The 12,612-nt window shown below is 64.4% G+C and carries 8 protein-coding genes; 6 read left to right on the forward strand and 2 right to left on the reverse strand.

The features are described 5' to 3' along the window. Positions 1 to 64: 64 nt before the first annotated feature. From PF66_RS27610 to PF66_RS27620, 3 genes are read left to right on the forward strand one after another with little or no spacing between them, the layout of a single operon-like run. Positions 65 to 3,004 (forward strand): TonB-dependent receptor plug domain-containing protein, encoded by a 2,940-nt coding sequence (locus PF66_RS27610; RefSeq protein ID WP_054064420.1) that lies wholly within the window; start codon positions 65 to 67, stop codon positions 3,002 to 3,004. 57 nt (positions 3,005 to 3,061) lie between these two features. After that, a complete protein-coding gene (locus PF66_RS27615) occupies positions 3,062 to 5,845 on the forward strand; it encodes a M16 family metallopeptidase (protein ID WP_054064421.1) in 2,784 nt (927 codons plus the stop codon). Then, complete coding sequence (locus PF66_RS27620; protein ID WP_054064422.1) at positions 5,842 to 7,542, forward strand: ABC transporter ATP-binding protein/permease; 1,701 nt, start codon at positions 5,842 to 5,844, stop codon at positions 7,540 to 7,542. Before PF66_RS27615 ends, PF66_RS27620 begins: the two co-directional genes overlap by 4 nt. 232 nt (positions 7,543 to 7,774) lie before the next feature. On the opposite strand, the gene tam is transcribed toward PF66_RS27620, so the two are convergent. Beyond that, the gene (gene tam, locus PF66_RS27625) at positions 7,775 to 8,539 is read right to left on the reverse strand and encodes a trans-aconitate 2-methyltransferase (protein WP_054057675.1); all 765 of its coding nucleotides are present in this window, start codon (positions 8,537 to 8,539) and stop codon (positions 7,775 to 7,777) included. A 104-nt stretch (positions 8,540 to 8,643) separates the two neighbouring features. Between tam and PF66_RS27630 the strand changes: the two genes are divergently transcribed. After that, complete coding sequence (locus PF66_RS27630; RefSeq protein ID WP_054064432.1) at positions 8,644 to 9,552, forward strand: LysR family transcriptional regulator; 909 nt, start codon at positions 8,644 to 8,646, stop codon at positions 9,550 to 9,552. Between the two features lie 37 nt (positions 9,553 to 9,589). On the opposite strand, the gene PF66_RS27635 is transcribed toward PF66_RS27630, so the two are convergent. Then, positions 9,590 to 9,964, reverse strand: a complete 375-nt coding sequence (locus PF66_RS27635) for a tautomerase family protein (protein ID WP_054064423.1) — start codon at positions 9,962 to 9,964, stop codon at positions 9,590 to 9,592. A gap of 110 nt (positions 9,965 to 10,074) precedes the next feature. On the opposite strand from PF66_RS27635, the gene PF66_RS27640 reads away from it, so the two are divergent. Both PF66_RS27640 and dapA read left to right on the forward strand, forming a co-directional pair. Further along, positions 10,075 to 10,989 (forward strand): LysR substrate-binding domain-containing protein, encoded by a 915-nt coding sequence (locus PF66_RS27640; protein ID WP_054064424.1) that lies wholly within the window; start codon positions 10,075 to 10,077, stop codon positions 10,987 to 10,989. 283 nt (positions 10,990 to 11,272) lie between these two features. Continuing rightward, entirely contained in the window at positions 11,273 to 12,136 is an 864-nt protein-coding gene (dapA, locus tag PF66_RS27645) for a 4-hydroxy-tetrahydrodipicolinate synthase (protein WP_054057672.1), read from the forward strand. Positions 12,137 to 12,612: the final 476 nt, after the last annotated feature.

Below are 12,612 nucleotides of genomic sequence, written 5' to 3' on the forward strand. Positions count from 1 at the left end.
TTTGAGATGCGTTCGCACTTTAGTTCGCGTATGCGTTCGGCAATGCAACGGGGAGTAGCAATACATGACGATTTCCAGGACGGCGCCTTTCGCCCGATCGACCGACAAACCCCTGCTCGGCCGTTCCGGCCAATGGTTGGGAGCCATGGGGCTGGTGGGTGCGCTGATGAGTGCCAGTGTCTGCGCCGACGACGTCAAGCCGCTCTCCGTGGGCCAACGCCTGGAACAGCGCTTCGATTTCGACATCCCCGCGCAATCGCTGGCCGGCGCCCTGATCGCCTTCGGCCAGCAGGCTGGCATCCAGATCAGCAGCGACAGCGCCCTGCTGCGCAACCGCGATTCCGTCGGTGCCCGTGGCACCCTCTCGGCCCGCGACGCGCTGGTCGACCTGCTGCACGGCAGCGGTGTGCGCTGGCACCTGAACCCGGCTGCCGACACGCTGATCCTCGAAGAAATCCCGGTGACCGAGGCCTATCGCCAGAGCACCCACGAAGTACTGGTCACCGAAAACATCGTGGTGCTGGGTACCCCCCAGGAAAGCGGCTTCCAGGGCGAAACGGTGATCGACCGCCGCGCCATCGAAGCCTTCCCCGGTGCCAATGGCGACATCACCACCCTGCTGCAGATGCACCCCAGCGTGAAATTCCGCGCCGATGAAAAAAGCTCCAACACCGCCGGTGAAATCGACCCGGCGGACATCAGCATCAACGGCGCCAAGTACTACCAGAACAACTTCATGATCGACGGGATCAGCATCAACAACGACCTGGACCCCGGCAGCCATACCTGGAACGACTATAACAGCATCGAGGGCCTGCCCAGCCGGGCCCACGGCATCGCCCTGGATGCCGACCAACTGGAATCGGTGAAGGTCTACGACAGCAACGTGCCGGCCGAATTCGGCGGTTTCAACGGAGGGGTGGTCGACGCGATCACCCGCCGCCCGACCGAAGACCTGCACGGCAAGGTGTCGATGAGCATGACCCGCTCGTCCTGGACCCAGTTCCACATCGCCGACGACCAGCGCAATGCCTTCGAGCAGTCGAGCGATGCGCAGAACCAGCCGGAATTTCGCAAGTTCACCTACAAGGCCACCCTTGAGGGGCACCTGACCGAGAACTTCGGCCTGATGGCGAACTTCTCCCGCAAGACCTCGATCATCCCGCTCAATGCCTACGACAACGGCTACCAGAGCGGCACCGACGACGGCAAGCATGATCAACGCCGGCAGATCGACAATTATGTGCTCAAGGGCTTCTGGAACCCCAGCGACCGTCTCGAAACCCGGTTCAACCTCACCCATGCTCCGCAAGAGGGTGAATACTTCCGCGCCAATACCCGCAACTCGGCGACGGTGATTCACCAGGGTGGCTACCAGGCGTCGCTGCAGGCGATCTGGCTCGGCGACCAGGCGACCTACACCCACAAGCTCGCCTACACCAACCTGGAAAGCTCGCGTACCTCAGACAACAACGTCTACAAGGCCTGGCGCTGGTCCGAAGCCAAGAACTGGGGCAACCCTTATCGCAACGGCGTACTGAGCACCGCCGCCACCAGCGCCGAGGGCGGCATGGGCGAATTGACCCAGACCCAGGTCGGTGCGACCTACAGTCTCAAGGCGGATTGGCTGCCGGTGCAGCTCTGGGGCACCACGCACAACTTCCAGACCGGCCTGGAGCTGAGCCAACAGACCGCCACCTACGAACGCCCGGGCGACGTCTGGACCGCGACCACCCTTGGAGTGGGCGCCTCCAACGGCAGCCTGACCTGCAATACCGCCAGCGGTGCCCTCGACAGCGAGTACTGCTCGATCTCCAGGAATGCCCTTGGCGCCCTGACCCGCCAATACTTTCGCAACCTGAACTACTACCGTGAAGGCAAGATCGAGCTGACCGAGCGACGCTACGGCCTGTTTGCCCAGGACAAGATCGAACTGGGCAAGCTGACCCTGCGTCCGGGCCTGCGCCTGGACGCCGACGACTACATGGAGAAGAAAACCCTGGCACCACGGTTCTCGGCCGAATACGACGTATTCGCCGATCGCTCCACCGTACTGACCGGCGGCCTGAATCGCTACTACGGCCGCAACCTGTTCATCTATCGCCTGGCCGATGGTCGCGAGTCGCTGCGTTGGCGCCGGACCCGGGGAGCTTCGACCGGCACCACGATTCAGGACTTCGCCGGTTGGGTCAACTATGGCGTCGACGAAAACTCGTTCCGCAAGCTGGATATCCCCTACGACGATGAAGTCATGCTGGGCATCAGCCAGCGCTGGCTGGACACCACTTTCGACCTCAAGTACGTGCATCGCCAGGGCAAGGACCAGGTGGTGCGTTCCACCGCGAGAAACCTCGACCTGCCGACCGGCGACGGCGTGACCACCATCGCCAACTACTACACCTACACCAACAAGGGCAAAAGCGAGAGCGACAACGTCAGCCTGACCGTCAGCCCGGACTGGCGCATCAAGGGCCTGGGGACCTCGACCTCGATGCAACTGGCTCTCGACTGGAACCGCACCCGCAGCACCCACACCGACTATCAGCAGGTGCTCTCCGCCTCGGAAGTCGACGATAACGATGTGATCTACGACGGCAAGGTGACCGCCTACAGCGAACTGCCCACCAGCGACTTCAACCGTCCCTGGACCGCCCGCCTCACCACCATTACCGACCTGCCAGCGCTGCACCTGACCTGGAGCAACTTCCTGCGCTATCGCGGGCCCTACCAGCAGATCGTCAACACCGGCAAGACCGCGAGCCTGCCCAACGCCGAAGGCGGCCTGACCACCTACGACGTGTATGAGGCCGCAACCGTCAAGGCCGCCCCCACCTGGGACACACGCCTGTACTGGGAGCTGCCGACCGCCCGCGAGCAGGCACTGTTCGCCGCTGTGGACATCACCAACGTTCTGGACAAGGTGTCGCCCATCGTCAGCTATTCCGGAACCACCACCTACGAGATCGGCCGCCAGTACTGGCTGGAAGTCGGCTACCGCTTCTAGCCGGCTGCCGCTCCTGCAAGGCCGACCGCCCCTGACCGAAACCAGCCCGAGTCCTTCATGATCAAGACATTCTGTACAGGCCTTGCCGGCCTGTTGCTGCTGACCGCCTGCGCCTCCCGGCCAGCCACCACCGAACTGCCCTGGGACGACCGCCTGCAGCGCGGCACCCTGGCCAATGGGCTGGAATACTGGCTGCTGCCGGACCACAGCCAGCAGGGCCGAGTCGACCTGCGCCTGCTGGTGAAAGCCGGCTCGGTGGATGAAACCGGCGAACGCGCCGGCGTCGCTCACCTGCTCGAACACCTGTCGTTCTACCAGCGTGGCAGCCTGCCCGGCACGGTACGCCAGAGCCTGCTGGCCGCCGGCTGGAAACAGGGCCAGAACTTCAATGCCGTCACCAGCAACGACCGCACCCAGTACTTCTTCAGCCCGGCCGCCGGCACGGCTCAACTGGAACTGGGCCTGCAGGCACTGGCGACCATCAGCGGCCCGGTGGATTTCACCGCTGCCGATCTGCAACAGGAACGTCCGATCGTCCTCGAGGAATGGCGCGGTGGCCTGGGCGTCGCCCAGCGCATGAACGAACAGCGACGTGACGCCCAACGGGTCGGTTCACGCTACGTCAACCACCCGCCCATCGGCAGCCGGGAGGGTATCGAGGCCGCGCAGTGGGCCGACCTGTCCGCCTTCCATCGGCGCTGGTATGTACCGGGCAACATGCAGTTGGTGATCACCGGCGATATCGACCCCGCTACCCTGCCGGCGCGCCTGGAACACTGGTTCGGCCAGTTGCCCACCGCCTCGACGCCCAGTCGCGACTACCTGGAACTGCCCTTGCGCAAACAGTTGAACATCGTCCAGGTGCAGGACAGCCAGAGCGGCGGCAGCAACGTCGCCCTGATGTTCCGCTTCCACGAGGCCGATGCCCGCGCTACCACCACCGAGGGCCTGCGCCAACGCCTGATCAACCGCCTGGTCCTGTCACTGGCGCAACAGCAACTGGTTCAACAGGGCCGCGAGAACGGTTCGGGGGTACGCAGCCTGACCCTGCAAAAGCACCAGATCGGCCAGGCGTCCACGGTGCTCGCCGTCGGCGCTGCGGTCAGTGCCAACGGCCATGAGGCCGGCCTGCAGAAAATCCTCGAAGAGATTGCCCGCCTGCGCCGCAACGGTTTCGACGAACAGCTGCTCCAGCAGCAGAAAACCGCCCTGCGCGATATCGCCCGGCGCATGCTCAAGAATGGCGACGACCGTGACTTCGCCGACTGGGTACGCCGCCTCAACGATGCCGCCATACAGGACCACCGCGTGGTCCGCCCGAGCACCATCGCCAACCTGACCCTGCAGCTGCTCGACGGTATCCAGCTCGCGGACCTGAACCGACGCTGGAACGACTGGACCGACCAGCCGGATCGCGTGCTGCAATACCAGGCCCCTGGCCTGGCTCCCGTCACACTGCCCAGCGTCAGGCAGGTCGAGGCCGACATCGCCCGGTGGCGGGCAGCGCCACTGCCCCCCGTGCCGCCCAAGCTTGAGGAACAGACCGAATTGCCGAGCCTGCCCGTCCCACAGACGCCGGGCCGGATCATCGGCAAACAACGCTTCGACGCCGAGCAGGTCGAGCACTGGCAACTGAGCAACGGCGACCGGCTGGTCTGGCTCAAACGAGCCGGCACGGATGGCAAGACGCAGTTGCGCATCGACTCGCCCTCCGGCTATCTGGCCGACGGCCTGGTGCCATGGCAAGCACAGACCGCGGCACAACTGCTCTCCCAGAGTGCCCCGCCAGGCTGGAGCCAGGCGCAGTCGAAACGCTGGCGCAGCGCGCATGAGGTCAGTCTCGGCCTGAGCAGTGAAGCCCGTCGCCTGACCTTCACCGGTCAGGCGACGGGAGCGCGACTGGAACCGCTGCTGGCCCTCTATCACAGCTGGCAGAGCCAGCCCTGGATCGATCCTCAGGCCGTCGACGACAGCCTGGAGCTGATGCGCGACGGCCTGTCGCGCCAGGCCGACAATGTTTCGACCCGGCAGGCCCAGGCCTTGGCCCGGTTGCGTTTCGCCCCGCGACAGCCCCTGCAACCCGATGCCGAACAACTGGCTGCCGTGCGCCACCAGGACCTGCTGGAGCAATGGCAACGCATGAGCCAGAGCCCGGTCACCTACTACCTGATGAGTGACATCGAGCCGCAGCAGTTGGAAATCAAGGTCAATCGCTACCTGGCCAATATCCCACGGGGCCGGGCGCTGTCCGCCCACGACATCGCCCCGCTCACCGGAGCCCACCGGGAAACCCTGGCAATTGCCCTGGAACCCCGCGCCAATCTGCAGGCCTTCAGTTTCAGCGAAGCCGCCTGGAGCCCGGCCCGGGCCGCCGCCGTGTCGCTGCTGGCGCGCCTGGCCCAGGAAGAGCTCAAGGCCAAGCTGCGCGGCGAAGCCAGTGGCGTCTATCGATTGAACTTCGAAAGCGAACTGGCTCAGGACACACAGCGCATCGACAGCCGCCTGGCCTTCACCGCCGATCCGCAGCGCCTGGACGAGCTCCGGCAAATGGCCACCGAGGTACTCGCGCAACTGCCGCAACACATCAACGCCCAGACAGTGGCAGCCCTGCGCAAGCAACTCGAGCGCCAGGAGCGCGAACGGCTGAACGACCCGCAAACCCAGCTCCACCGGCTGATTCTCAGCGAACGGGCCTATGCCGACCCACGCTACCTGAGTGAACAGCGGCAACTGGTGCAAGGCCTGCAACCGGCCGCCCTCAAGGCCCTGGCCAAGCAGCTCTGGAGTCCGGCCAACCAGCGTGAACTGCAAATGCTGCCAACCTCCGGAGCACGCCCATGAACACCCTGCGCACCTTCTTCCGGCTGGCCTGGCCGTACTGGCGCAGTCGCCAGCAGTGGGTGTCGTGGCTGCTGCTGGGCAGCGTGATCGGCATGGGTCTGTTGATCGTGCAGATCAACGTGCGGATCAATGCCTGGAGCAAGACCTTCTACGACACCCTGGGTGCCTTCGACACCTCGGCGCTGTATCGACTGATGGGCGAGTACCTGCTCTACCTCGGGGCCTTCGTGCTGATCGCCGTGTACAAGAACTGGCTGCACAAGGCCCTGCTGCTGCGCTGGCGCCAGAGCATGACCGAGCAGGTCATCGGCCGCTGGCTCGCTGACCATGCGTTCTACCGCATGGGCCACCAGGGCGAGCCGGACAACCCTGACCAGCGCATCGCCGAAGACGTCAGGCGCCTGGTCGAAAGCAGCGTCAGCCTGCTGGTGTCGTTCATCACCAACTTCGCCCAGGCCGGGGCGTTCCTGGGCATCCTCTGGCAACTGTCCGGCACCCAGACCTTCAGCCTCGGCAGCTACAGCCTGACCCTGGACGGCTACCTGGTGTGGATCGCGGTGATCTACACCGTGGTCGGAACGGCAGTGACCCACTGGATCGGCCGCCCGCTGCATCGCCTCAACTACGAACAGCAGCATCGCGAAGCCGACCTGCGGGCCGACCTGCTGCGCAAGCGCGACAACGCCGAGCAGATCGCCCTGTATCGCGGGGAAAGCGTGGAAGAACGCCAGTTGAAGGCGCGTTTCGAACGAATCGCCGACAACTGGCGGGCACTGATGAACCGCGAACGCGACCTGAACTTTTTCACCGTCAGCTACGACCGCATCAGCCTGATCATTCCAGTGTTCGCCGCCCTGCCGGCATTCCTGGCCAAGACCATCACCCTGGGTGGGCTGATGCAGATCCGCAGTGCCTTTGGCGCGGTACAGAATTCGCTCAGCTGGTTCATCGGCGCCTATCGGCTGATCATGGACTGGAGCGCCACGGTCGAACGCCTGGGGCAGTTTCACAACGCCCTGGAACAGGCACATGCCGAGCGCCGGCAACCCGCTCTCGGCAGCCGCCTGCAACTGGGCTCGGCCAGCGTGCTGCTGCCCGATGGCAGCCCGTTGCTTCAGCATCTGGAACTGGACCTCGAACCCGGTAGCTGGCTGCGACTGGCCGGCCCGAGCGGCCTGGGCAAGTCGACACTGTTGCGTACCCTGGGCGGGGTCTGGCCGTTCCATCGCGGGACCTGGCAATTGCCACCCGGCCGCAGCCTGCTGCTGCCGCAGAAAGCCTATCTGGCCAGCGACCGGCTGGACCGCTTGCTGGCCTACCCGTCCAGAGAGGTCCCCGGGGAAGCCGAACTGCGCGCAACGCTGCGGGACGTCGGCCTGGGTGTCCTGCTGGACCAATTGCAGCGCGAAACCGAATGGACCCGTGAACTCTCAGGCGGCGAACAGCAACGCCTGGCCTTCGCCCGTGCCCTGCTCTACCGGCCCGACACGCTCTACCTGGACGAAGCCACCAGCCAACTGGATGAAACCTCGGCCTGCGCGCTACTGCTGTTGCTCAGAGAGCGCCTGCCTGGCTGCAGCGTCATTGCCGTCAGCCACCAACCTGCGGTGCAGGCCTTGTTCGAGCAGACGCTGGAGCTGCAGTCCCACCTACACACCCCGCCAGCCGCAAAACGGGAGCCGGAGACCGCGCTTTAGCAACGTTGCCAGCACCCTGCAGGGTGGGTGCTGGCCATACATTTCTTATTTCACCACAGGAAATCGCGACTGCTCTGCAATCGCGATTGAAGGCCCAAGGGAAAAACCTTATTCCTGACCCTTCCCTATTTCAGCAACCGTATTTCGTTGCAAAAAACCGTGGCACAACTGGAAGCGGCCCTGAGTGCCACTCGGCAGCACGTGACACTCAATGACCTGACACGGTCGCCGATCAGCGACTGGCCACCACGAACAGCCGCGGGAACGGCAGCAGCACACTGCCATCGGGTAGCGCCGGATAGGCTTCACTGATCGCCGCCAGGTAGTGCTCCAGGTAGGCGGCCTTTTCATCCTCGTCCAGCGGCGCCAGGTAGGGCCGCAAGGCGGACCCCTTGAACCACTCCACGACGGCCGCATGGCCGCCCGCCAGCGGGTGATGGTAGGTGGTGCGCCAGACATCCACGTTCGCGCAATGCGGTTTCAGCAGCTCATAGTAGAACGCCGCATCATGCCGCGGTGGATGCCGTACAGTGCCAATCTTCGCGGCCCAGGGTCCCTCTGCCGCGACTTCCCGGGCCAGCCGGTGGGAAGGCTCCTGCATGTTGTCGGGGGTCTGCACCGCCAGGCTGCCACCGCTGGCCAGCTTGCTCACCAGATGCGGATACAGGCTGGCATGATCCGGCAACCATTGCAGCGAGGCGTTGGCAAGAATCACGTCGAACATCTGGTCCGGATTCCACGTGGCAATGTCGGCGAGTTCGAAACTCAATCCGGGCAGGCGCGCACGGGCACTGACCAGCATGTCATCGGAGCTGTCCAGACCGGTGACCCGAGCCTCGGGAAAGCGCTCGGCCAGAACCTCGGTGGAATTGCCAGGCCCGCATCCCAGGTCCACCGCCACCTGCACGTTGCGGGTCGGGATCGCCGCCACCAGATCACGTACCGGGCGGGTGCGTTCGGCTTCGAAGGTTGAATACTGCTTGGCTGACCAGGTCATCACGCTTCCTCTTTGTGCTCAGGGAATGCGCACAGCGTAGGTTTTGCAAAGCATGATGACAAATGCCAATAATGATGAGCTGCCATACCCTGAAGGTATCCGAGATGTTGGAACTGCGTCGTCTGCAAGCCTTTGTCGCCATCGCCGAGGAAGGTCATATCACCCGGGCGGCCGAGCGCCTGCATATGCAGCAACCCCCGCTGACCCGGCTGTTGCAGAAGCTCGAAGCCGAGATGGGGGTCACCCTGATGGAGCGCCTGCCCCGCGGTGTGCGCCCGACCAGCGCCGGCCTGGCATTGCTGGAGGAAGCCCGGGAACTGCTGGCGCGGGCCGAGGGGGTGACCGAGGTGGTGCGCCGCGCCGCCCGTGGCGAACAGGGCCGCCTCGGTATCGGTTTTACCAGTTCGGCGGCGCTGCATCCGTTCGTGCCTGGTGTTCTGCGGCACTTTCGTGAAGCCTTTGGTGGTGTCTCGGTGGTCCTGGAGGAAGCCGGTACCGGCGAGCTGATGGACGCGCTGGTGCATGAGCGCCTGGATGCGGCGTTCGTGCGTTCGCCCTTGAACGGCACACCCACCCTGCAAGCCGAGCCGATCCTGACGGAGCCGATGTTGCTGGCGCTGCCGATGGACCATCCGCTGGCGCAGGACACTCACACGGCCCTGCCGCTTTCGGACCTCGCGGGCGAAGCCTTCGTGCTGTATCGACGTCGAGTCGGGCTGGGGCTGTACGACGCCATCCTGGTGGCCTGTCGAGAGGCGGGTTTCAGCCCCCGGGTGATCCAGGAAGCCCCGCGCATGGCCGCGACCTTGAGCCTGGTCGCCGCGGGGCTTGGCCTGTCCATCGTCCCCGCCTCGATGCAGCGCCTGCGCGGCGATGGCATAGCCTACCGGCCCCTGGCCGAATGCCCGGGACTGATCGCGCCGCTTCACCTGGCGACGCGGGTGGGCGACAGTTCGTCGGTGCTGCAGCGCTTTCGAGAGCGAGTGATCGCTGCCGCCGCAGGCGAACGCTGATCGGATGCCGTGGGTGGCCGTTGGCGGATCACCCCCCTCAATTCCCTCGCCCACCGGCAAACGACCACTCATCCGCCGCCGTGGTGGTGATCACCACCATCACATCCTCCGGGTCCAGCCCCAGCGCCGCCTGCAGACGCGCCACCAGGGTACGGTAGAACGCCTGCTTCACCGCCGTCTCCCGCGACCGTCCAGCCGTGATGGCGATCAGTACGTAATCCTGGCTGCGCGGACCGCCCAGGTAATACCCGTCAAAGATCAACTCCCCCACCTCGTGCTGGTGAATGACCTGGAAGCGATCGGCGGGCGGTACGTCGAAACTTTCCACCAAGGCTTCATGCAGGCTCTGGGAAAGCCTCTCCAGATAATCGGGCGATTTGCCCCGATGCAACGAAATACGGGCGAAAGGCATGGCGGACAGCTCCTGGAATCGGGTTGACGCCGGCAAGTTAGCAAGCGACGATCATTCCGAATATCAGATTAATCAGAACCCATAATCCCGATTAAGTGGACGTTTAAGCCATGCGCCATCCCAGCTTCGACCTCGATGTCCTGCGCACCTTCGTCACCGGCGTGCAACTGAACAGCTTCGCCAAGGCGGCCGACCGGCTCGGGCGCTCGACCTCGGCCGTCAGTGCCCAACTGAAAAGGCTCGAAGAACAGGTCGGCAGTGCGGTGCTGCTCAAGTCGGGGCGCGGCCTGGTGCTGACGCCTCTGGGCGAAACGCTGATGAGCCAGGCCCGCCGCCTGCTGGAACTCAACGACGAGATCTTCGACAGCCTGCACCAGGCTCAGGTCGAAGGCTGCGTGCGCCTGGGTTTGCAGGAAGACTTTGGCGAACACCTGCTCAGCGACATCCTGCGCCGTTTCGCCAAGGTTCATCCACGGGTCAGCCTGGAAGTGCGGATTGGCCGCAACGCCGAACTGCTGGGGCTGATCGAGCGTGGCCAACTGGACCTGGCGCTGGCCTGGGAAACCGCGCTCGACACGCCCCACTCCAGCCGGATCGGCGCGACGCCGATGCACTGGATCGGCCCCAGGGATCAGCTCTTCGCCCAGGAGGAAGCACCCCTGCCCCTGGTGATGTTCGATGCCCCCTGCGTGTTGCGCAGTGCGGCCACCGAAGCGCTGGATCAGGCACGGATACCCTGGCGGGTGGCGCTGACCAGCCCCAGTGTCGGCGGCATCTGGGCCGCCGTGACGGCGGGCTTGGGTATCACCCTGCGCACCCGCATCGGTCTGCCCGATCACCTGACAACACTGCCAGGGCTGCCCGACGTGCCGAACCTGGGTTATGTACTGCACCGCGCCGTGGCCGAGCCGACGGGGGCGGTCAGGCAATTGGCGTCGCTGATCCGGACAAGCCTGGAGCAACAGACCTTTCACACGTGCCGAGCGACCACCGAGCTCTCCCTGGGCAAGACGCCCAAGGATTGACAAACCCGGCGCCAGCTCTTAAAACTGGGCGCCTGAATCAGGGTGCAAACAAACATGTCCGCAACGCTCGACACTTTCGCTATCGCCACGGGCTTGAATGCCAAGGCTGTGGCGTGCGTTGCGTTTGCCCCTAAATCGAAGAAACAGTCGCTCATGTGACCGGGGCGCGCTGTCCCGTCAGATGAGCTGACAGGACATTGAGCGCGACGGGCACCCTCCCTCCTCCCAACTTCCCTCCAAGCTTCTGACGGTGACGAAACGGTCAACCATCAGGAGAAAGTGCATGTCCGCGTTTCAAGGTATCTGGGTCCCCATCGTCACGCCGTTCATCAACCAGGCCATCGATTTCGTCGCCCTGCGCCGGCTGGCCAGCCATCTGCTGGAAAGTGGCGTCGACGGTCTCGTCGTCTGCGGTACCACCGGGGAAGCCGCCGCCCTGGGCAAGCACGAGCAGTTGGCGGTACTGGATGCGGTACTCGAAGTGGCCACACCGCAGCAGGTGGTGATGGGCCTGGCCGGCAACAACCTCAGCGAACTGCTGCAGTTTCAGAGTGAAATCCTCAAGCGTCCACTGGCAGGCCTGCTGGTGCCCGCGCCCTACTACATCCGTCCTTCCCAGGCCGGGCTGCAGGCGTTTTTCCAGACCGTCGCCGATGCCTCCAGCGTACCGCTGATTCTCTACGACATTCCCTATCGCACCGGGGTCAGCTTCGAAGCGGCGACCCTGCTCGACATCGTCGCCCACGAAAACATCGTCGCCATCAAGGACTGCGGCGGCAACCTGAACAACACCCTCGCACTGCTGGCCAGCGGCAAGGTCGATGTGCTGTGCGGCGAAGACAACCAGATCTTCAATGCCCTGTGCCTGGGCGCCACCGGGGCGATTGCCGCCTCGGCCCACATTCGCCCGGAGTTGTTCGTGCAACTGCACCGGCAGGTCCGGGACCAGCAACTCACCGCCGCCAGAACCACCTTCTTCCAACTGACGCCGTTGCTCCAGAGCCTGTTCGCCGAACCCAACCCCGCGCCGGTGAAAAGCGTGCTGGCCCTGCAGGGGCTGATTCGCGACGAACTGCGTGCGCCCATGCAAGCCAGCAGCCGTGCGCTGATCGCACGCCTGCAAGGCCAACTGGCGGCACTCGACTAGACGTCATGGGGCCGTTTCATCTGCTGTCGCCAGGCCGCCGGACAGGGCGGCCATGGCGCAGGCGTCATCGAGCATTGGCGAATGCCACTCAGCGGCCCTGCCGCCCTGGCTGCGGCGAAACCGCACGGCAGCCGCCTGCGGATTGACCCCTCGAAAAAACCACCATATAGTGTGCCGACACCCAAGAAAAACACTACATGATGTGCCAAACTTCTCCTACGGCACCTCTCACCGCCCTGGAACACCAGGGTTTGCCGATTGCCTGCTTGTGCTGTGAATCCTGTTGAACGGGAGTTCCAAACACGTGTCTACCTGCCTGCTCGAAAGGCAGTGAACCAGGCCTTCAAACACCCCTACCTACAAGGAATATCCGATGCTCAGCTGGGACGAATTCGACAAGGAAGACGGCGAAGCGGCAGCCAAGGGCGCCGTTGCCGGCCAGATCACCGAAGCGACCCTCGATCGCCTGGACAGCG

Origin of the sequence: Pseudomonas asplenii (genome assembly GCF_001293465.1) — a bacterium.
GTDB lineage: Bacteria > Pseudomonadota > Gammaproteobacteria > Pseudomonadales > Pseudomonadaceae > Aquipseudomonas > Aquipseudomonas fuscovaginae_B.

Bases quoted from the DNA above. Each gene is read 5' to 3' on its own strand.
- PF66_RS27610 (WP_054064420.1), top strand. From the start codon at position 65: ATGACGATTTCCAGGACGGCGCCTTTCGCCCGATCGACCGACAAACCC.
- dapA (WP_054057672.1), top strand. From the start codon at position 11,273: ATGTCCGCGTTTCAAGGTATCTGGGTCCCCATCGTCACGCCGTTCATC.
- PF66_RS27620 (WP_054064422.1), top strand. From the start codon at position 5,842: ATGAACACCCTGCGCACCTTCTTCCGGCTGGCCTGGCCGTACTGGCGC.
- PF66_RS27635 (WP_054064423.1), bottom strand. From the start codon at position 9,964: ATGCCTTTCGCCCGTATTTCGTTGCATCGGGGCAAATCGCCCGATTAT.
- PF66_RS27640 (WP_054064424.1), top strand. From the start codon at position 10,075: ATGCGCCATCCCAGCTTCGACCTCGATGTCCTGCGCACCTTCGTCACC.
- PF66_RS27615 (WP_054064421.1), top strand. From the start codon at position 3,062: ATGATCAAGACATTCTGTACAGGCCTTGCCGGCCTGTTGCTGCTGACC.
- tam (WP_054057675.1), bottom strand. From the start codon at position 8,539: ATGACCTGGTCAGCCAAGCAGTATTCAACCTTCGAAGCCGAACGCACC.
- PF66_RS27630 (WP_054064432.1), top strand. From the start codon at position 8,644: ATGTTGGAACTGCGTCGTCTGCAAGCCTTTGTCGCCATCGCCGAGGAA.